General features: G+C 63.5%; 19 protein-coding genes, 1 tRNA gene and 1 rRNA gene. 11 read left to right on the forward strand and 10 right to left on the reverse strand.

All coding sequences use genetic code 11. From position 1 onward, the window contains the following. Positions 1–225: 225 nt before the first annotated feature. Positions 226–339 (forward strand): 5S ribosomal RNA (gene rrf, locus AB6809_RS13740). Between the two features lie 216 nt (positions 340–555). Here rrf and AB6809_RS13745 read toward each other — a convergent pair. Both AB6809_RS13745 and AB6809_RS13750 read right to left on the reverse strand, forming a co-directional pair. Then, positions 556–1,020: a hypothetical protein gene (locus tag AB6809_RS13745; protein WP_029966626.1), complete on the reverse strand. Its 465-nt coding sequence runs from the start codon at positions 1,018–1,020 to the stop codon at positions 556–558. 209 nt (positions 1,021–1,229) lie between these two features. Next, positions 1,230–2,093 carry a FadR/GntR family transcriptional regulator gene (locus AB6809_RS13750; protein WP_029966624.1) on the reverse strand — a complete coding sequence of 288 codons (864 nt, stop codon included), beginning with the start codon at positions 2,091–2,093 and terminating at the stop codon, positions 1,230–1,232. 249 nt (positions 2,094–2,342) lie between these two features. Here AB6809_RS13750 and AB6809_RS13755 point away from each other — a divergent pair, with 249 nt between their 5' ends. From AB6809_RS13755 to AB6809_RS13790, 8 genes are all read left to right on the forward strand, one after another. Then, positions 2,343–3,551, forward strand: coding sequence for an ABC transporter substrate-binding protein (locus tag AB6809_RS13755; RefSeq protein ID WP_029966622.1), 1,209 nt, complete (start codon positions 2,343–2,345; stop codon positions 3,549–3,551). Positions 3,552–3,639: 88 nt separating this feature from the next. Continuing rightward, a complete protein-coding gene (locus AB6809_RS13760; protein ID WP_029966620.1) occupies positions 3,640–4,500 on the forward strand; it encodes a branched-chain amino acid ABC transporter permease in 861 nt (286 codons plus the stop codon). Further along, entirely contained in the window at positions 4,497–5,579 is a 1,083-nt protein-coding gene (locus AB6809_RS13765; RefSeq protein WP_029966618.1) for a branched-chain amino acid ABC transporter permease, read from the forward strand. Before AB6809_RS13760 ends, AB6809_RS13765 begins: the two co-directional genes overlap by 4 nt. Beyond that, the gene (locus AB6809_RS13770; RefSeq protein ID WP_006049068.1) at positions 5,576–6,343 is read left to right on the forward strand and encodes an ABC transporter ATP-binding protein; all 768 of its coding nucleotides are present in this window, start codon (positions 5,576–5,578) and stop codon (positions 6,341–6,343) included. The genes AB6809_RS13765 and AB6809_RS13770 overlap by 4 nt, the downstream gene beginning before the upstream one ends. After that, positions 6,340–7,041, forward strand: a complete 702-nt coding sequence (locus AB6809_RS13775) for an ABC transporter ATP-binding protein (RefSeq protein ID WP_029966616.1) — start codon at positions 6,340–6,342, stop codon at positions 7,039–7,041. The genes AB6809_RS13770 and AB6809_RS13775 overlap by 4 nt, the downstream gene beginning before the upstream one ends. A 33-nt stretch (positions 7,042–7,074) precedes the next feature. Beyond that, a complete protein-coding gene (locus tag AB6809_RS13780) occupies positions 7,075–8,373 on the forward strand; it encodes a Zn-dependent hydrolase (RefSeq protein ID WP_307258639.1) in 1,299 nt (432 codons plus the stop codon). Then, the gene (locus tag AB6809_RS13785) at positions 8,370–9,872 is read left to right on the forward strand and encodes a M81 family metallopeptidase (protein ID WP_029966614.1); all 1,503 of its coding nucleotides are present in this window, start codon (positions 8,370–8,372) and stop codon (positions 9,870–9,872) included. Before AB6809_RS13780 ends, AB6809_RS13785 begins: the two co-directional genes overlap by 4 nt. A 55-nt stretch (positions 9,873–9,927) precedes the next feature. Next, positions 9,928–10,004, forward strand: a tRNA-Val gene (locus AB6809_RS13790). Between the two features lie 100 nt (positions 10,005–10,104). Here the strand turns inward: AB6809_RS13790 and AB6809_RS13795 are convergent. Then, entirely contained in the window at positions 10,105–10,998 is an 894-nt protein-coding gene (locus tag AB6809_RS13795) for an amidohydrolase (protein WP_029966613.1), read from the reverse strand. A gap of 2 nt (positions 10,999–11,000) precedes the next feature. Further along, positions 11,001–12,323 carry an MFS transporter gene (locus tag AB6809_RS13800; protein WP_006049073.1) on the reverse strand — a complete coding sequence of 441 codons (1,323 nt, stop codon included), beginning with the start codon at positions 12,321–12,323 and terminating at the stop codon, positions 11,001–11,003. 164 nt (positions 12,324–12,487) lie between these two features. Here AB6809_RS13800 and AB6809_RS13805 point away from each other — a divergent pair, with 164 nt between their 5' ends. Then, positions 12,488–13,231: a GntR family transcriptional regulator gene (locus AB6809_RS13805; RefSeq protein WP_029966611.1), complete on the forward strand. Its 744-nt coding sequence runs from the start codon at positions 12,488–12,490 to the stop codon at positions 13,229–13,231. 149 nt (positions 13,232–13,380) lie between these two features. Beyond that, positions 13,381–14,691, forward strand: a complete 1,311-nt coding sequence (locus AB6809_RS13810) for an MFS transporter (protein WP_029966609.1) — start codon at positions 13,381–13,383, stop codon at positions 14,689–14,691. A gap of 81 nt (positions 14,692–14,772) precedes the next feature. Here AB6809_RS13810 and AB6809_RS13815 read toward each other — a convergent pair whose 3' ends face one another. From AB6809_RS13815 to AB6809_RS13840, 6 genes are all read right to left on the reverse strand, one after another. Next, positions 14,773–14,907 (reverse strand): hypothetical protein, encoded by a 135-nt coding sequence (locus AB6809_RS13815; protein ID WP_006049077.1) that lies wholly within the window; start codon positions 14,905–14,907, stop codon positions 14,773–14,775. Then, complete coding sequence (locus tag AB6809_RS13820; RefSeq protein ID WP_029966607.1) at positions 14,907–15,962, reverse strand: permease; 1,056 nt, start codon at positions 15,960–15,962, stop codon at positions 14,907–14,909. The genes AB6809_RS13815 and AB6809_RS13820 overlap by 1 nt, the downstream gene beginning before the upstream one ends. A gap of 25 nt (positions 15,963–15,987) precedes the next feature. Next, positions 15,988–17,055, reverse strand: a complete 1,068-nt coding sequence (gene mnmH, locus AB6809_RS13825; RefSeq protein WP_371026839.1) for a tRNA 2-selenouridine(34) synthase MnmH — start codon at positions 17,053–17,055, stop codon at positions 15,988–15,990. A gap of 186 nt (positions 17,056–17,241) precedes the next feature. After that, positions 17,242–18,312: a selenide, water dikinase SelD gene (gene selD / locus AB6809_RS13830; RefSeq protein ID WP_029966603.1), complete on the reverse strand. Its 1,071-nt coding sequence runs from the start codon at positions 18,310–18,312 to the stop codon at positions 17,242–17,244. Between the two features lie 120 nt (positions 18,313–18,432). Next, entirely contained in the window at positions 18,433–19,434 is a 1,002-nt protein-coding gene (locus AB6809_RS13835) for a transketolase family protein (protein WP_029966602.1), read from the reverse strand. Beyond that, the gene (locus AB6809_RS13840) at positions 19,431–20,294 is read right to left on the reverse strand and encodes a transketolase (RefSeq protein WP_006049082.1); all 864 of its coding nucleotides are present in this window, start codon (positions 20,292–20,294) and stop codon (positions 19,431–19,433) included. Before AB6809_RS13840 ends, AB6809_RS13835 begins: the two co-directional genes overlap by 4 nt. Between the last annotated feature and the right edge of the window lie 2 nt (positions 20,295–20,296).

Below are 20,296 nucleotides of genomic sequence, written 5' to 3' on the forward strand. Positions count from 1 at the left end.
GGTGTGTCTCGACCAGCGTTGGCGCTTTGGCGCTTACACTGGTCCGATCCCCGAAGGGGATGCGCTGGAACTCCCCGACAGGGAGAACAGGACGCACGGTTGAGTGATCGATGTTGTGCCTCGAACAACACAGCCCAAACAGCTTTACCCTGGTGAGCATCACCAGAAACTACTTCTTCCCGATTGGCTGTACTGCTCCCTGAGCGCTACAGCAACCCGTCAAAGCCTGATGACCATAGCGAGTCGGTCCCACCCCTTCCCATCCCGAACAGGACCGTGAAACGACTCCACGCCGATGATAGTGCGGATTACCCGTGTGAAAGTAGGTAATCGTCAGGCTCCCCAGCAGTGTCAGAAACCCCACCCCGAAAAGGTGGGGTTTCTGCGTTTACACGGCTGCAAAGGACGCAACCTCGCAACCGGCAAGCTCGCAAACGCTGCGCCAAACGCAGGCGTCCAGAACAGGACACCGGCAGCCGATCAGCAGCCATTTCAGAAAGACCCGCCCGTGCGCATCGCGCCCACACGCGGTCCATTTCAATCAACCTCAGGCCGTCAAGCCCTCTTGCGCATCGGAAGCTGATACGGCAGACCGGCAGTAAAGCGGTCCAGTCGTTCGCTGGCATCGGTGACTGCCCATAGCGGTGCGCCGTGCAATTGCCGATCGTAGTGGGTCGCAATGTCGGCGAAAAGCGCGAATCCGCCTTCATCTATCGCCCATCTTCCGGTATCTCGTCCGGTATCGAACACCTTGGCTATCTCGCGCTCGGCTGCGCCTAGTTGCTCGCCGGTCGTCGACCCGTAGCCGGCTTCGGCCAGGAACCCGGTCAATAGCATGGCCTGCGTGAGCGTCTGCGCATCGCTCACTCCGCCGTCGCCCCGTCGCAACGCGTCGAGCGCCAGATGCACGCGCAGCGCGAGGTCATCGGCGATTTGCCGGGCGATGGGCAGCAGCATTGCCTTGGCATGCCGGGCGCGCGCGGCGCCGGTGTGTCGGGAAAACGGAATAGGTTGTGCCATGAAGGTTCGAGATTTTGCCTGTGCAGATGCAATAACGGCGCGCGCGATAAAAGATTGAGCCTTCCCGCCGCCCAGGCCGAAAAAACCACCGCGCCGCGGCGCATCAAGAAGCCCCTGTCAGACGCCACAAACCGTCAAACAACGTGCGGCCAAGCCGTCGAGATCTATCCTCCGCGAGCAATCCCCGCCCACCGTAAGCCGAAACCGCATCATTCTCCACTGCCCGCCGAATCTACCTCGTCCAAACCCACAGGACTGACACTTCGCGCCCGCACCCGCCGACGGATCTCCGAGTCGAGAATCAATCGCCCCCGCAGCTTCCCTTTCATCCGCTTGACGTACCGCGGCGCCTCGGTCATATGCACCGTCATCAACTCGCGCACTTTCTCGACGTCACGCTCGCGTGCCGCCTTCGTGATCGCCTTATGAATCTTGACGTTGGCCTGTCCGAATCGCTCGTGTTCCGCCTGCGGCGTATCGTTACGAAACTCGATCAGTTGCCGGATCATTTCGTTGATGAGCTCGCAACTGAAGCGCAAAAAAGGATTCGGATTCGCGGCCGCAAGAATGTCGTGAAAATTCACGTCCTCCTGGCGCTGACGCACGATGTCCTGCCCGCCATGCGCGGAAGCCGGCCGATCGCAACATGCGATGCTCGCCTCGAGCGCCTCAAAGTCCTGCTCCGTCAGATGCGGCACCGCGCCCGCCGCGAGCTCGGGCTCAAGTAGCTTGCGCACGGTGTAAATGTCGTCGATGGACACGTCCTTAAAGAACAGATAGTTCTGCAGAAGCTGCAACGTCCGGTCGAGCGGCACTTCAACGACCATCCCGCCGCCGCTCGGTCCGGTCGTCACCTTGATAAGCCCTTGCACCTCCAGCGACTTCAGCGCCTCGCGAATCGTGCTCTTGCTCACCGAGAACAGCTGCTGCAACTCGACCTCGCGCGGGAGTCGATCGCCCGGCTTGAGATCCTTCTCCGTGATCAACCGCTTGATTTCCTCCGCGACCAGATCGCCGCGCTTTTGCTGCTTGATCTCGATCGCGGCGCCAGCCTTGGCTCGGTCAATGGCCATGTTTCGTACTCCAATTTTGTGTGCTGCACCGTCGGTGTTTCGCGGACGTCAACCGGAGGCGCAAGTACAAGCCGCCGCGTCGCCGCCAGGAATTTTGCCTTATTGACACTGGAATTTATTGTACCTACGATCAAGTCAATCCTATTTATCATGATAAATAGCACGAACCGCGGCACTAAGACCAAAGACTACACCGCGGCCAGCCACTTTTCGTAGTCGTTCACTGCGTGTCTCTCCAAGGAGCGTGATTTGAATCGCCGAAATATATTGAAGCTGGCCGCGCTGTCGGCCGTTCCGGGGACGCTGGGTTCGCTCGTCGCGCGCAGTGCTTCTGCGCAGGCGGGCAGCGTGCAATTCGCGTGTCCCGTGCCGATGTCCGGCGCGTTCGCGGCCAACGGCAAATACGCCGACCTCGGCATGAAGCTCGCGATCGAACAATACGGCAAGGTGCTTGGCGAACCGCTCGCTTATTCCGTGCTCGACACCGAAGGCAAGCCGGCAACGGCGGTTCGCCGCGTGCAGGAAATCGCCCAGCAGAAGAACGCGCGCTTCTTCGCTGGAGGTATTTTGTCGTCCGAAGCATTGGCGATGGGCAAGGAAGTGCAGAAAGCCGGCGGCGTTTTCATCACGACGGCAGGTGCCGACGAAATCACAGGAAAGGACTGCAACGACGCAACTTTCCGCTGGTCCGTGCCCACGTATGGCGCGATCGAACAGACGGTGCGCCCACTGATCCAGATGCTGCCGAAGGCCAAGCGGTGGTACACCATCACGCCGCAATACGTGTTCGGCGACGGTCTTCTGTCCGCGGCGAAAGCGGTGTTCAAGGAGAAGGGCATCGAGCATGTCGGCAACAGTTATCACTCGCTGAATGAAAAAGAGTTCAGCGGCTATCTGACGAACGCGGTTGCCGCGAAGCCCGACGTGCTGCTGATCCTCAACTTCGGCTCGCAATCGTCGGACACGCTGCGCCAGGCCGTGAGCTTCGGCATGAAGAACAACTGCACGATTCTGCTCGCGTGGGCTTCGGGTCTCGAGCAGTTCGAGTCGCTCGGTGCGGATCTGTGCGACGGCGTGTATTTCGGCGCGCAGTACTGGCATGGTATCGATTCGCCGCTGAACCGCGATCTCGTCAAGCGCACGCAGGCGGCGTTCAAGACGAATCCCAACTACAGCCTCGCAGGCTCGTACGTCTGCACGAAGATTCTGCTGGATGGCATCGTCAAGGCCGGCAATGTCGATCCGAAGAAAGTGGCTGCGGCGCTCGAAGGCATGAAATACGATGGTTTGACAGGTCCGGAAGAAGTCCGCAAGGGCGATCATCAGGTGCTGAAGAACTACTATCTGCTGAAGGGCAAGGCGAAGAACAAGATGAAAAACGCCGACGACTACGCGGATATCGTGAGCTCCGGTCAATCGTTCCTGCCGCTCGACAAGACGGGTTGCAAACTGACCTGACGCGCAACGCCGCGCCGAGCAGCGCCGGCCACCTCGTGCCGGCATCCATGAATGCAGCGACGTTGCGCTCAATCACCACACAGTCGCCATGAACGTTTATCTTCTGCAGATCGTCAACGGTATCGGAGTGGGGATGCTGTATTTCCTGCTCGCGGTCGGTTTGTCGATTGTGTTCGGCCTGCTGCGCTTCGTGAACTTCGCGCACGGAGCCTTTTATCTGCTCGGCGCGTATTTCTGCTATCAGGCGATGCAGTGGTCGCTGAACTTCTGGACAGCGCTCGTCGTCGTCCCGATAGCAGTCGGCGCATTGGCATGGGTCGTCGAAAAGCTGATCTTGCGGCACGTCTACGCGCAGCAGCACGAGTTCCACATTCTCGTGACGGTCGGCCTTGCGCTCGTCGTGCAGGAGTGCGCGATCCTCGTGTGGGGACCGCTCGGCGATAACGTGCCGGTTCCCGACATGCTGAACGGCGTGGTGATCTGGGGCAGCTTCGTCTATCCGAAGTATCGGCTGTTCGTGATCGGCTTCACGGCTGTGCTCGCCGCGTTACTGTGGTGGGTGCTGGAGGGCACGCGGCTTGGCAGCGCGGTGCGTGCGGGAAGTGAATCGACGGAAATGGTGTCGCTGCTCGGCATCAACGTGTTGCGTGTATTCAGCCTCGTGTTCGCGCTCGGCGCTGCAACGGCTGCGCTCGCCGGCGTGCTCGCCGCGCCGATTCGCGGCGTCGATCCCTTCATGGGCATCGAGGCGCTCGGCGTCGCGTTCGTCGTCGTCGTGGTGGGCGGCATGGGCAACTTTCTCGGCGCGCTGGTGGGCGGCCTGCTGGTCGGCATCGTGCAAAGCGTGATGAGCACGCTGTGGCCCGAGGGCGCGCGCCTGATGATCTACGTCGCGATGGCCGCCGTTCTTCTGTTGCGGCCGAATGGCCTACTGGGGAGAGCCGCGTGATCGACACTTCCAAATCCGGCGTCGCGAAGGCGGCGCCGCAGGCATCCGGCGGGCGCGCGTTGGGCCACACGCTGCATCGCTACCGTTTTCTTTTGCTCTCGTTGCTGGTCGTATGCATTCTGCCGTTGACGCTGCGCTCCGGCTCGCTCGCCACCGAAGTCCTCGTATTCGCGCTCGCCGCGTTAGGCTGCAATCTTCTGCTCGGCCACACGGGACTGTTGTCGTTCGGGCAAGGCATCTTCTTCGGACTCGGTAGCTATAGCGCGGGGCTCGTGCTGACCAAAGCCGCCTTGCCGGTGCCCGTTGCGTTGCTTGCGGCGCTCGTGGTCGGCGCGGCAGCGGCTGCGCTCGTCGGATGGTTTTCGATCAGACAGCGCGGCACCTACTTCGTGATGCTGACGCTCGCGTTCGGACAACTGTTCTACTTTCTCGCCTACACCACGCCCGAGCTGACCGGCGGCGATAACGGCCTGCTCGATATTCCGCGGCCCGCGCTCAGGTTGTTCGGCCACGAACTGATCGCGTTGACGTCTCCGTGGCAGTACTACGGATTCGTCGCCGTGCTGTTCCTCATCGTGTTCTGGCTGCTGATGCGCGTCTCGCACTCCGTATTCGGCCGCACGTTGCTCGCGATTCGCGACAACGAAGCGCGCGCCGCCGCGGTCGGCTACGACGTCAAGCGGTTCAAGCTCATGGCGTTCGTGATCTCGGGCGCGGTGACGGGGCTCGCCGGCGCATTGCATGCGTTGATGACGGGCATCGCACCGCTGTCCAATATCGATTACCACACGAGCGAAATGATCCTCGTGATGACGGTGATCGGCGGCACCGGCAATCTGTTTGCGTCGGTGCTGGGCGCCGCGTTCTATGTGCTGTTCGCCGACTGGCTTTCCACGTTGTGGCCGCGCTGGCTGCTGCTGCTCGGCATCGTGCTGATGGCGGTGAGCCTTTACATGCAGCGCGGTCTGTGGGGTCTTGGCGAGCGAATCTGGCAAGCGCTGCGCCGTCATCCGCAAGACGACGCCCAGACAGTTCCCGCAACCGGTAGCAGCGACGACACCGCAACGGAGCGCACATGACCGAGCCCATTCTCAACGCAAGCGGCGTGATGAAGCGCTACGGCAAATTCACGGCGCTCTCCGAGGTCAACCTGCGCATCATGCCGCGCACCGTGCATTCGGTGATCGGCCCGAACGGCGCGGGCAAGACCACGCTTTTTCATGTACTTACCGGCACGCTGCCGATCACCGCAGGCAAGATCGTGTTCGACGGCCACGACGTGACGCACGAGCCCGATCACAAACGCGTGCGCCGCGGCGTCGCGAGATCGTTTCAGGTGACGAGCCTGTTCGCCAATCTGAGCGTGCGCGAAAATCTGCGGCTTGCCGCACAAGGCGTCGATGCCGTGCGCGCGCTCAATGCATGGACGCCGCCGCGCGGCGCGCTGGCGCACACCGATACCGTCGACAGTGTGCTCGAACGTCTCGCGTTGCAGCGCTTCAGCCAAATACCGGCGGGCGCGCTGTCGCATGGTCAGCAGCGGCGGCTCGAAGTCGGCATGGCGCTCGCCGCTCGACCGAAGGCGATCTTTCTCGACGAGCCGACGTCCGGCATGGGTATCGACGATCTTGACGATATGAAGCATCTGATTCGCGGCTTGCGCGACGACTACACCGTCGTGCTGATCGAGCACAACATGGGCATCGTGATGGACATCTCCGACACGATCACCGTCATGCAGCAAGGACGCGTGCTCGTGGAAGGACGCCCCGACGAAATTCGCGGCGACGAGCGCGTGCGCAGCGCGTATCTCGGCAACATGATCACCGGAGGCCGCGCATGATTCTCGACGTGCAGGACATTCACGGCTTCTACGGCAAAAGTCACATACTGCAAGGCGTTTCCTTGCAGATCGGCGAAGGCGAGACCGTCACGCTGCTGGGCCGCAACGGCGCGGGCAAGTCCACCACATTAAAGGCGATTGCCGGCATCGTCGCGCCGAAGAACGGGCGCGTCGCATTCAACGGCACGACGATAAGCGGCCTCCAGCCGCACAAGATCGCGTCGCGCGGCGTGTGCTTCGTGCCCGAACATCGCGGCATTTTCCGTTTGCTCACCGTCGAGGAAAACTTGCGGCTCGGCGCGCGCAAAGACTCGCCGTGGCAACTCGACGACATCTACCGGATTTTTCCGCGGCTCAAGGAGCGGCGCACGAATGGCGGCGGACAGTTGTCGGGCGGCGAACAGCAGATGCTCGCCATCGGCCGCGCGCTGATGAACCACCCGCGTCTTCTGATGCTGGACGAACCTGTCGAAGGTCTGGCGCCCGTCATCGTCGAAGAAATCGTCGCGCAACTCAAGCTGATTCGCGAGGCGGGCGTCGCGATTCTGCTCGTCGAGCAAAACCTCGAGGTCTGCACGCAACTCGCGGATCGCCACTACATCATCGAGCAAGGTGTGATCGTTTATTCGGGCGATAACGCATCGTTCGCCGCCGACGATTCGATCAAGGACCGCTATCTCGGCGTCGGCGTCGTTTGAAGCTACGTTCGACTTCACTATGAGGAAGCATTGATGCAAGTTCATGACTCACAACGCGGCGACGCGCTTGCTCGTCTGCGCGTCGACGGCGGACGGCTTTGGAACAGCCTCATGCAACTCGCGCAGATCGGCGCGACGGAGAAGGGCGGCGTTTGCCGGCTCGCGCTCACCGAACTCGATCGCATCGCGCGTGACCGGTTCGTCGCGTGGGCGAAGGAAATCGGCTGCACGGTGCGCGTCGACGCGATCGGCAATATCTTTGCGCGCCGCGCGGGTTTGCGCGACGACCTGCCGCCCGTCACGACGGGCAGCCACATCGACACGCAACCGACCGGCGGCAAATTCGACGGCAACTACGGTGTGCTCGCCGGCCTCGAAGTGCTGCGCACACTGGCCGATGCAAACGTCACGACACTCGCGCCGCTCGAAGTCGCCGTGTGGACCAACGAGGAAGGCTCGCGCTTCGTTCCGGTGATGATGGGCTCGGGCGTCTTCGCCGGCGCGTTCACGCTCGAGCATGCGCTCGATCAGCGCGACCGCGAGGGCATTTCCGTGCGCGACGCGTTGGCGGCCATCGGCTACGTCGGCGAAAACACGAAACCGCATACCGTTGCAGCGTATTTCGAAGCGCACATCGAGCAGGGTCCTGTGCTCGAGGCGCATGACAAGACCATCGGCATCGTGCAGGGCGCACTCGGCCAGCGCTGGTACGACGTGACCGTGCAAGGCATGGAAGCGCATGCGGGACCCACGCCGATGGCGTTGCGCCGCGATGCATTGCTCGTCGCTGCCGATCTGATCCACGCGGTGAACCGCATCGCGCTGGATCATGCGCCGCATGGCCGGGGCACGGTCGGCTGGGTCGACGTGCATCCGAACTCGCGCAACGTGATTCCTGGTCGCGTGAAGCTGACGGTCGACCTGCGCGCCGCCGACGACGCCACGCTCACCGCAATGGACAGCGCACTGCGTGAAGCGTGCAAGACCGCTGGCGAGCAAGCGGGCATCGACGTGACTATCGAGCCAGTCGTGTACTTCCCGCCGCAACCGTTTGCAGCGAACCTGGTGGCAGCGGTGAAAGAAGGCGCCGACATGCTCGGCTTTTCTTCGATGGACGTCATCAGCGGCGCGGGCCACGACGCGGTCTATCTTGCGCGCGTCGCGCCGGCCGCGATGATCTTCGTGCCCTGCAAGGACGGCATCAGCCACAACGAGATCGAGGACGCACGCACGGATCATCTCGAAGCCGGCTGCAACGTATTGCTGCACGCGATGCTGAAGGCGGCGCAAACCGTGCCGAGCGCGCCCGTGCCGGAGGGCTCGTGCGTATGAAAATCCTCATCGCGCGGATGAATCACGAGACCAACACGTTCTCGCCGGTGCCCACTCCGTTGTCCGCTTTCGGTCTGAACGGTGGGAAGCTCGGCCCAAGTTTCGGCGACGACGCGTTCAACGACAACAAGGGCATGCAGACCGCGATGGCCGCGTTCATCGACGCCGCCGAGCGCGAGGGCGCGCAGATCGTGACGCCCGTGTCCGCGGCGGCGAACCCGAGCGGACCCGTCGACGCTGCGGCCTACGACGCGATCTGCGATGCAATCGTTGCAGCCACAAACGGATGCGACGCTGTGATGCTCGATCTGCACGGCGCGATGGTCGCGGAAAATTCGAACGACGGCGAAGGCGATCTGCTCGAACGCGTGCGCGCCGCATTGCCGAATGCGCCGATCGCCGTCGCACTCGATCTGCACGGCAACGTCACGCAGAAGATGATCGACAACGCGGACGTGATCGTCAGCTTCAAGACTTATCCGCACGTCGATATGTACGAGACCGGCGCGCACGCCGCGCGTTTGCTGTTCGCGTCGATGCATGGCGACGTGAAGCCGGTGATCGCGTGGCGTCAGCCGCCGCTGCTCACGCATACGCTGCGCAGCTCGACGGCCGAAGGCGCGATGAAGCGTGCGGTCGATGCCGCCCGCGCCGCCGAAGCGGACGGCATGCTCGCGGTCTCGGTGCTGTCGGGCTTTTCGCTCGCCGATATCGAGGCGCCCTGCATCAGCGTCGTGGTGGTCGGCAACGGAGATCACGCGCAAGCGGAAGCGGTCGCCGAGCGCATCGCGCGGCAGATCTGGAACGAGCGCGAGGATTTCGTCTACCGCAGCGCGCCGCTCGCGGAATCGGTTGCAGAAGCCGCGGCGCTCGCGAAAGACGCCGACAAGCCGGTGCTGCTGCTCGATCATGGCGACAACTGCATGTCGGGCGGTACGTGCGACACGATGGATCTGCTCGAAGAAGCGCTTGCGCAGCAGCTCGACGGCATCGTCACCGGGCCGTTGTGCGATCCGCAGGCGGTGGCCGCGCTGATGGCCGCGGGCGTCGGCAGCACGGTCACCATCACGATCGGCAACAAGGTCGGGAGCGGCGCGGGCGCGCCGCGTGCGCCGGTCGCGATGACCGGCGTCGTGCGAGCGTTGACGGACGGCGAATACGTGATCAGCGGCCCGACCTACACCGGCCAGCGCGCGCATATGGGGCGCGCGGCGGTGCTCGACACCGGCACGGTGAAGCTCGTCGTGACCGAGCACACGCACGAACCGTGGGACCTCGGCGTATTCGAAAGCGTCGGCATCGATCCGCGTCGCGCGCGCTTTCTGCTGCTCAAATCGCGCATGTATTGCCGTCCGGTTTTCGTGCCGATTTCGGCGGGACTCGTGGAGTGCGATAGCCGCGGCGTGACGAGTTCGGACTACGGGCTCTTCGCTTTCAAAAACGTGAAGCGCCCCGTGTTCCCGCTCGATGCCGACGCCGAATGGAACCCGGCGCATTGAATGACGTCCGGCTCTTGTGCAGTTTCGAGAGACTCTCTATAATTCGCGCCTCTACAGGCTCGTAGCTCAGTTGGTTAGAGCACCACCTTGACATGGTGGGGGTCGTTGGTTCGAATCCAATCGAGCCTACCAACGCATTGTGACGTAGACGAAAGCGGCTTCGCTTTCGTCTACTGTCCTATCAGAAGCAAGTCGCTTCAGTTCTCTTTTCCCTTTCGAATCCGGCTCAGGCTTAGATCGCGCGTTGCAAAGCGGCGTTCGATGCGCTTGCGTCCTGCGGCGCGGCAGATTCAGTATCGAATCCATAGAACGACAAGGCCGTTTTGCGCACGATTGCATCGAACTCCTCCGCATGAAGGCCGAGATCGAGCAGCGCAGACAACGATTCGCCGTAGCTCGTGACCGCTTCGTATTGCGTGTGCGGCCAGTCGCTGCCCCACATCAGGCGATGCGCGCCGAAGTGCTCGATCAATTGCGCCGTTGCGTCGGCAACGAACGACGAGCCCGGCGCCGCACAGCGATACGCGCCCGACACCTTGACCCACACGCTGCCCGTGCTGCCATAACCGAGCAGCGCTTTGAAACCGCGGTCCTGTGTGCCCAACGCGGGATCGGGCCGGCCGAAATGATCGACGACGACTCGCACGCCGCGCTCGAGAAGCCGGTCGATCATCGGCGCGAGATCGACTGCGTTTCTGTGCAGCTCGACATGCCAGCCGAGCCGCGCGACGTTATCGAGGAGAGACGTCCAAGGTTGGGCGCCGAGATCCGGCAGCGTCTGTTCCATCAGATTGAGGCGAATGCCCGTCACGCCGCGGCGGTGCATGTCCGCCAATTCACTCGCGCTTATGTCGGGCGCAACGACGACGACGCCACGCAGTCGCTCGCTCTGCGCGGCCAACGCTTGCAACAGATAGCCGTTGTCGGTGCCGAGAAAGCTCGGCTGCACCAGCACCGCATGCGTCATTCCGTGCGCGTTGAGCAGCGGCAAATAGTCGTCGAGTGTTGCATCGTAGGCGGGCGCGTAGCGCCGCTCGCCGCTCAACGGCAAGCCTCGCTCGAAAACGTGCGCGTGCGTGTCGACACCACTGTGTGCAAACGGGAGTGAGGAGGCCAATGCGTTCATATTCAACTACGCGGGGAATTCAGGGTGAAATGCGCGGCGTCAGTGGCGTCCGTCGCATCAGTGCGATCGGCGGACTGATCCGGCGCCGCGCCGCGCAGACGCTTGCCGCGCGTTTCGGGAAGCAGCAGCACGGCGATCATCGCGAGCCCGTACGCGATGGCCGCGTCGATGCCGATGGCCGCGCCGAGCGACATCGAATGGCTCATGTAGCCGACCAGCACCGGAAAACCCGCCGACGCAATGCGCCCGAAGTTGTAGCAAAAGCCGACGCCGGTGCCACGCATGTCGGCGGGATACAGTTCGTTGAAGAGCGGCCCGAGGCTCGCCGGAATGCCCGCCGCGAAGAGGCCGAGCGGAAAGCCGAGCACCAGCATTTGCGTGTTCGTCAACGGCAGCATCACATACGCGAGCACGGTGACGATGCAGCAGAAAGCGAACAACGCGATATTGCGTCGACGGCCGATGCGATCGAGCAGATACGCGCTCAGCATGCAGCCGCACCAGAATGCAACGATCACGACCGCGAGATAGCCGCCCGTGTTCAGCACCGACAGATGCCGCTCCTTCGCGAGAAACGTGGGCAGCCACGACATGATCGCGTAGTAGCCGCCGTGTGCGCCCGTGCCGAGCACCGCGCCGATGAGCGTCGTGCGCAGCACACGCGGCTGGAACACCTGCACGATCTGACCGAGCGCGGATACCCTGGCGTGCGCGTCGACGCCGACGGGCGCGACCCGCACCGGTTCCTTCAGATTGCGCCGCACGAACAGCACGAGCCCGGCGGGCAGCAGGCCGACTGCGAACATCACGCGCCACGCGGTGTCGCCGGGCAGCCAGGAAAACACCGCGGCGTAGACCAGCACCGCGCCGCCCCAGCCGACGGCCCATGCGCTTTGCACCGCGCCCATCGCGCGGCCGCGATGCTCGGTGCGGATCGTCTCGGCCATCAGCACCGCGCCCGCGGCCCACTCGCCGCCAAAGCCGAAGCCTTGCAGCGCCTTGAGCAGCAGCAGTTGCGGGAAATTCTGCGCGAATGCGCACAGGAACGTGAAGCCGGCGAACCAGAGAATCGTCATCTGCAACGTGCGCACGCGGCCGAAGCGGTCCGACAGCGCGCCCGCAATCCAGCCGCCGAGCGCCGACGAAATCAGCGTGACGCTGCTGATCGCGCCCGCTTGCGTATGGCCGATGCCATAGGCCGCGATGATCGCCGGAATGGCGAGCGTGAACATCTGCACGTCGAGCGCGTCGAGTCCCCATCCGGCGAAGCAGCCCCAGAAGGTGTTGCGCTCCACCGGCGTACTCTCTTTGTACCATCTGAACATAGCCATCTCCGTCCGTTGTTCTGTCCGAATTCATGCAGTCATATATATGAATGTATGAATCTTGCACTCGATCCGGCGCGCGGTCATTGGGTAATAACCCTTGCTCGCCTGAAACCGGCGCGATGCGGTAGAGTGGTGACTCCTCTGCATAACTGTATGAATCCATGAATACGGCGTCTTTCGCGTCAAGGCCGGACGACCGGCTGCCCCGTTATCAGCAATTGCGCGACGACCTCGTCAGCCGCATTGCCGCCGGCGAGTGGGCGCCCGAAGAGGCCATCGCCACCGAGGCCGAACTGGGTCAGTTCTACAACGTTTCCACCGGCACCGTGCGCAAGGCAATCGATCTGCTGGTCAGCGACGGCGTGCTCACGCGAACCCAGGGCAAGGGCACGTTCGTGCGGCGGCCGCGCTTCGACTCGTCGCTGTTCCGCTTTTTCCGCTTCGTTTCGCGCGACGGCCAACCTGTGCTTCCCACGGCGCGTGTGCTCAAGCGCGAGATGGTCAAACCGAACGAGGAGATCCGCGACGCGTTGCGCATGAAGACTTCCGAAAAAGCGATTCATTTGTCGCGCGTGCGCATGATCGAACGCCGAACGGTTCTCGCCGAAGAAATCTGGTTGCCGCGCGCGCGTTTCGAAGCGCTCGCCACGTTGCCGCTCGATCAGTTCGAGGACCTGCTGTATCCGCTGTACGAACGGCTGTGCAAACAGATGGTCGCATCGGCGACGGAAATTCTCCGCGTCGAACAGGCTACCGCCGAAACCGCCACGCTGCTCGGCATCAAAACGGGCAGCCCGGTGATTCTGGTTCACCGCGTGGCTTCCGACTTCGCCGGCGCGCCGTTCGAATGGCGCAGCACGCGCGGCGCGGCCGATACGTTCCAGTATCAGGTCGACATCCGCTAAACGCCACGCCGGCGTTTTCTTCTCTCTCACGCAAGACCCCGTGTGCCCGCGCTATGCGGGTATCACCTCATGGCGTCGCATCGCGATTCATACAATCATATATATGACTGTATCAATATTGCCGATGCAATCCGGCAAGCGGAGAAACGATGTCCACACAACTCACATTCGAGCAGCAGGTCATGAAGAAGATGGCGTGGCGGTTAATGCCGCTTCTCATCATCATGTTCCTGATTTCGTTTATCGACCGGCAGAACGTCGGCTTCGCCAAGCTGGAGATGGTGCACGCGCTCGGTATGACCGAGGCGTCGTACGGATTGGGCGCGTCGCTGTTCTTCATCGGCTATCTGCTGTTCGAAGTGCCGAGCACGCTCGCGCTGCATCGCTTCGGCGCGCGCGCGTGGCTTGCGCGCATCATGCTGACGTGGGGCGTCGTGACGGTATTGATGGCGTTTGCCCGTTCGCTGCCGGTGTTCTACTCGTTCCGCTTCGCGTTGGGCGTCGCGGAAGCCGGGTTTTATCCGGGCGTCATCTATTACCTCACACAGTGGTTTCCGCAGAGCTATCGCACGAGAGTGCTGGGCTTTTTCACGCTCGGCAGCTCGCTCGCGAACATGCTCGGCTCGCTGATCGGCGGGCTCCTGCTGACGCTCGGCGGCACGTGGGGTTTCGCGGGCTGGCAGTGGGTGTTCATCGCGACCGGCTTGCCGGCGGTGATCGTTGCCTTCGTCGCGCTCAAGTACCTGCCGAATTCGGTTAGCGACGCGCCGTTTCTGTCGCAACAGGAGAAGGACGTCGTGCTCGCCGCGCTGAAACGCGAGGCCTCGGACGCCGCGAAGGCGACGCATCCGTGGGCGGCGCTGCTCGATCCCAAGGTGTTGATGTTCGCGCTGACGTACATGCTGATGTCGACGTCGCTGTACGGCGTGACGTACTGGATGCCCACGCTGCTGAAGAGCGACGGCGTGTCGTCGTCGCTCAACGGTGTGCTCAACATGATTCCGTGGGCGCTCGCGACGCTGCTGCTGCTGTGGCTTCCCGGCAAACTCAAGCGCGAGCGCGTGGTGTTGAAGGCGATGAGCCTTGTTGCAGCGGTCGGCGTGGTGGGCTTCGCGTCCAGCCTCGTGCTGCCCACCGCAACCCTGCGCTTCGCGGCGCTGTGCCTCGGCGGCGCATGCATTCCGTTGCTCTATCCGTGCTTCTGGTCGCTGCCGCCGCGCTTTTTCTCGGGCGCGCGCGCCGCGGCGAGCGTTGCTGCGATCAATGCGATCGGCAATCTCGGCGGCTTCGCGGGACAGAACCTGATGCCTTACGTCGGCAAGACGGCGCACAGCCAGATCGCACCGATGTTGGTGCCGACCGCATGTTTGCTGACGTTGGGAATCGGCACCGGCATTGCCGCGTTGATCGGCGCGCGCCGCCGCGTAGCACTTGAAACAGCGCCGCTGCGTTCGAACTGATTGACGGGTACAAAAAAACGGCCGCGCAACTGCGCGGCCGTATGCATTTACGAGCCTGAATCACGCACGCTCAAATCGGCTTCAAGGACGAAGCAGATCGAAGCTCGCCAGCACCAACACTCCGGTCACGGCGATGAGCGCCACCGAATGTTGGCCGAAGTAGAGAAGCGCCGCCGCCGACCACGACGCCAGCGTAAACACCGCAAGCTTTTTCATCAGAACCTCAACACCGCCGCGAGCAGGCCGCTCACTACGCCGCAGATCACCACGGCCAGCGCGACCACGCTCAGCACGCGCTTCGGGAACGAGCGCCCGAGCATCGCCATCGACGGCACGCTGATCAAAGGCAGCGTCATCAGCAGCGCGCCGGCCGGACCGGCGGCCACGCCGAACGACAGCATCGCCTGGATGATCGGCACTTCGCCGGCCGTCGGAATCACGAACAGCGTGCCGGCGATGGACAACGCGACGATCCACAACACGCTGTTGTCGATATCTGGCCCGACATGCGGAAAGAGCCACACGCGCGCCGCGCCGAGAATCAGCACGAGCACGATGTATTCGGGCACGAGACGCAGCGTCATCGTGCCGAGGATTTTCACCCAGCGCGTGAAGGCGTTGCCCGGTTCGTCTTCGGTGACGAGTTGCGCGATGGCTTCGCGCGACGCCTGGGCTTCCTTCGGCGTAACCATGCGGTTCACCAGGTAGCCGAGGCCGAACACCATCACGAGGCCGAGCGCGAGCCGCAGGCCCATCCATTGCCAGCCGAGCACGAAGCCCATGAAAACCAGCGTAGCCGGATTCAGCGCGGTATTGCCGAGCCAGAAGGCGATGGCCGCGCCGGGCGCCGCCTGACGCGCGCGCAGTCCCGCGACCACCGGCGCCGCGCAGCAGGTGCACATCATGCCGGGCAACGACATGAGGCCGCCTTTCACGACGCTGCTGAAGTCGCTGCGGCCGAGCGCGCGTGCGACCCATTGCGGCGGAATCAGCGCCTGCACCGCGGAGCCGAGCAGCAACCCCAGCACCATGGCTTGCCAGATCGCCTTGCCGTACGCGAACGCGTAGTCGATTGCGGATTGCCACGACGCTTCCGGCGCGCTCGCCGACGTGCCCATCAGAATGGACTTGCCGATCGAATGCTGGCTCGCGGCGACGAACGCGCGGTTGTAATACGGAAACCACTTCACATAGAAGAGTCCGACGACGGCGATCGCAAGGAACACGATCCAGCCAAGAGCGACGCGGGGCTGGCGAAGGGTTGATTGCATGTTGTTTTCAAACGTTGATGTTGAGTCAAACAAGCGCGAACGAGCGCTTGTCGAGTTGCGCGAGAAGCGCTTTGGCCTGGTCGACGACGTCGGCGTCGTTCGGCCGGAATTCGATTTGCAGCGCCTGCGGCAAGTGCACGAAATGCTGATGGCTGCTGCGCGCGTAAGCGGGATCGTAATGCAGTTCGATCAGCGCGTTCGCGAGTTCCTCGCGCCGGTTTTCGTCGACGAGTTTCTGCCAGCCGGCCACGCGCTCGCGGCTATGCAAGCCGATCAGGCGTTCCAGTTGCGTCTTCAGCAACGCGGGGTCGTCGAACAGATGCGCGTAGTCGTGAAGCAGAAACGCCGAGCGGTCTTCGCGGCTCGTCGCCACTTCGACGCACGCGCCGCGATGAAACGTCTCGAGCAGCGCGAGCGGCAGCGTAATCGCACCGATGCGGCGGCTCTCCGCTTCCACGAACACCGGACGCGCGGCGTCGAAGCCGCGCAGCGCGCTCACGAGCAACGTGTCGAAGCGTTTCTGCGACGGCTGCGCAACACCCGCCCATGCGCCGAGCAGCGAGCCGCGATGCGCGGCCAGCGCTTCCAGGTCGAGCGTTTGCGCGCCGGCTTCGTCGAGCGCCGCGAGCAGCCGCGTCTTGCCGCTGCCGGTCGGGCCGACCAGCGCGACGTAACGGAACTGCGTCGGCAGCGTGACGAGCGCCTCGACAGTCGCCCGCCGATAAGTCTTGTAGCCGCCGTCCAGTTGACGCGCCGGCCAGCCGATCATATTGAACAGCGACGTGACCGAGCCCGAGCGTTTGCCGCCGCGCCAGCAATAAACGAGCGGCCGCCAGTTGCGCGGCCGGTCCGCGAAGGTAGTTTCCAGATGCCGCGCGATGTTGCGCGCGACCAGCGCCGCGCCGACCTTCGTCGCCTCGAACGGCGACACCTGCTTGTACATGGTGCCGACGATCACCCGTTCCTCGTTGCTCAGCACCGGCGCGTTCATGGCGCCCGGCATATGATCCGCGGCAAACTCGAGAGGCGTGCGCACGTCGATGATTTCATCGAAATCACCGGCTTGATCGAGGCTGACGAGTAGGTTTTTCAAGGGCGTGCCGACACGAAACGGGACAAAAAGCGGAGAACGACGGAAACCGGGCAGCAACGCGTGCCAAGGGGCGCCGCAACGTCACAAGGCCGCCGGAAAGACCGAAATTATCGCATGCGCCGCGAGTGGCGGCAGGGCGCGGCTTTCTGGATCCTTACGGGCCGGCTTGTGGGCCGCCGGCTCCTTTTAGACGACGTCCACGCGTGCGTCGCCGGCAACCATCTCGCCGATCACGCGGGCATCGCCGAAACCGTCGGCATGAAAGAGGGCGAGGACGTCGTTGACGGCGTCCGGCGAGCACGACACCAGCAGGCCGCCCGAGGTTTGCGGATCGGTGAGCAGCGTGCGCGCGGTCGAAGGCAACGTCGCGGGCAATGCAATGTCCTTGCCATACGCATCCCAGTTGCGCCCCGACGCGCCCGTGAAAACGCCGGCTTCGGCAAATTCGACGACGCCCGGCAGCCACGGCAAATCGGCATAGCGCACGCGCGCGGTCAACTTCGAGCCGCGCGCCAGTTCGAGCGTGTGGCCGAGCAGCCCGAAGCCCGTGATGTCGGTCAGCGCGTGCACGCCGTCGAGCGCGGCGAGTTGCGCGCCTGGGCGGTTGAGTTTGGTTGTCGCGCCGATCATCGCCGCGTAGCCGTTCGCATCGAGCCGGTCTTTCTTCAGCGCCGCCGACAGCACGCCGACGCCGAGCGGCTTGCCGAGAATCAGCACGTCGCCGGCCTTCGCGCCCGCGTTGCGCTTGACGCGCCGCGGATCGACCACGCCGATCGCGACCAGACCGTAGATGGGCTCAACCGAGTCGATCGAATGGCCGCCTGCGAGCGGAATGCCTGCGTCCGCGCACACCGATTCGCCGCCCTTGAGCACCGCCGCAATCACGTCGTGCGGCAAGACATTGATCGGCATGCCGACGATGGCGAGCGCCATCAGCGGTTTGCCGCCCATTGCATAGACGTCGGAGAGCGCGTTGGTCGCGGCAATGCGGCCGAAGTCGAACGGATCATCGACGATCGGCATGAAGAAGTCCGTCGTCGCGACAATCGCCTGTTCGTCGTTGAGCTTGTAGACGGCGGCGTCATCGGCGGTATCGTTGCCGACCAGCAGGTCGGGAAAGAACGGCAGCGGCGCGCTGCGCTTGAGCAGGTCGGCGAGCAGGCCGGGGGCAATTTTGCAGCCGCAGCCGCCGCCGTGCGACAGGCTGGTGAGGCGGGGCGAGGGCGTGGACTGAGCTTGGGCTTGAGCGTCGATCATTGTGGCGCGAATTTGTGGCTTCGAATGATCGCATTATGAAGCTTGTCGGCGCGGCGCGCTGCGGGCCGTGCTGCTAATGCACGCACGCGTCACGCCGAATTTTCACGCAACTTCGAAAGCTCAGCCAAGCCACCCCTTGATCGCCGCCGACATCGCGGACGTCGAAATGCCATAGCGGTCATGCAGCGTCGGCAACGCGCCCGCAGCGAGAAACGCGTCGGGCAGCGCGACCTGGCGGAACGGGCACGACACGCCCGCGCGCATCAACTCGGCCGCAATCGCTTCGCCCAGGCCGCCGATCGTCGTATGGTTTTCGGCCACCACGACGAGCCGCCCCGAGCGCTTCGCCTCGCGCACGATCGTCGCCGTATCGAGCGGCTTGATGGTCGGCACATGCAGCACGCCGACGCCGATGCGGTCGTTCTCCAGCGCGTTCGCGACTTCCAGTGCGCGCATCGTCATGATGCCCGACGAGATCACCAGAACGTCGGCGCCGTCGCGCAGCATCTTCGCCTTGCCGAGCTCGAACGTGTAGCCGTATTCGTCGAGCACGGCGGGCACGTTGCCGCGCAACAGACGCGCATAAACGGGACCGTTGTGCGCGGCAATCGCGGGCACCATCTGTTCGATGTCGAGCGCATCGCACGGATCGATCACAGTCATGTTCGGCATCGCGCGCATCAACGCGAGGTCTTCAGCGGCCTGATGGCTTGGACCGTAACCCGTAGTGAGCCCCGGCAATGCGCAGACGATCTTCACATCGAGATTGTCTTCGGCGATCGCCTGATGCATGAAGTCATACGCGCGGCGCGTCGCGAATACGGCATACGTCGTCACGAACGGCTGCGCGCCTTCGTGCGCGAGGCCGGCCGCCGCGCCCATCAGCAATTGCTCGGCCATGCCCATCTGATAGTAGCGCTCGGGAAATTCCTTCGCGAAGATGTGCAGGTCCGTGTACTTGCCGAGGTCGGCCGTCATGCCGACCACGTTGCTCTTCTGCCGCGCGAGTTCGACGAGCGCGTGACCGAACGGCGCCGAGCGAGTGAGCTGGCCTTCGCCTGCAATCGACGCGATCATCGCCGAGGTCTTCAGGCGCGGTTTGCTTGCGGTGACGTTGCTCATGCGTGACTCCCGATCTCATGCGATTTCGTTGTTTCCAGTGCTTCGAGCGCGAGTTGCCATTCGTGCGCGTCGACGCGGATAAAGTGGTTCTTCTCGCGCTCTTCGAGAAACGGCACGCCGCAGCCCATGCGCGTATCCGCGACGATCATGCGCGGCTGCGCGCCAGGATGCTTGCGGGCCGCGTCGAATGCGGCGGCCACTGCGCCAATGTCGTTGCCGTCGACGCGCTGCGTGAACCAGCCGAATGCTTCGAGCTTTTCGACGAGCGGCTCGAACGCCATGACCTGGGTGGACGGTCCGTCGGCCTGCTGATTGTTGACGTCGACGATAGCGATCAGGTTGTCGAGCTTCCAGTGGCTCGCGGACATGATGCCTTCCCAGATCGCGCCTTCGTCGAGTTCGCCATCCGAGAAGAGCGTGTACACGAACGACTTCGAGCCCTTGCGCTTGAGGCCGAGACAGCGGCCTACCGCGATCGTCAGGCCGTGGCCGAGCGAGCCGCCGGACATCTCCATGCCGGGCGTGTAGCTCGCCATGCCGGACATGGGCAGACGGCTGTCGTCGCTGCCGTAGGTTTCCAGTTCGGCGGCGGGCAGAATGCCGGCTTCGAGCAGCGCCGCGTACAGCGCGATCGCGTAGTGTCCGTTGGAAAGCAGGAAGCGGTCGCGCTCTTCCCATTCCGGATCTTCCGGTCGATAACGCATTGCGCCGAAGTACGCGACGGCCAGCACGTCGGCGATGTCGAGCGCCTGGCCGATATAACCCTGGCCCTGCACTTCGCCCATTAACAACGCGTTTCTGCGGATGCGATAGGCGCGCTCGGCAAGCGATGCCGCCGGCGCATTGAGTGGACTGTTCATGT

This window comes from Paraburkholderia sp. RCC_158 (genome assembly GCF_041355255.1).
GTDB lineage: Bacteria > Pseudomonadota > Gammaproteobacteria > Burkholderiales > Burkholderiaceae > Paraburkholderia > Paraburkholderia graminis.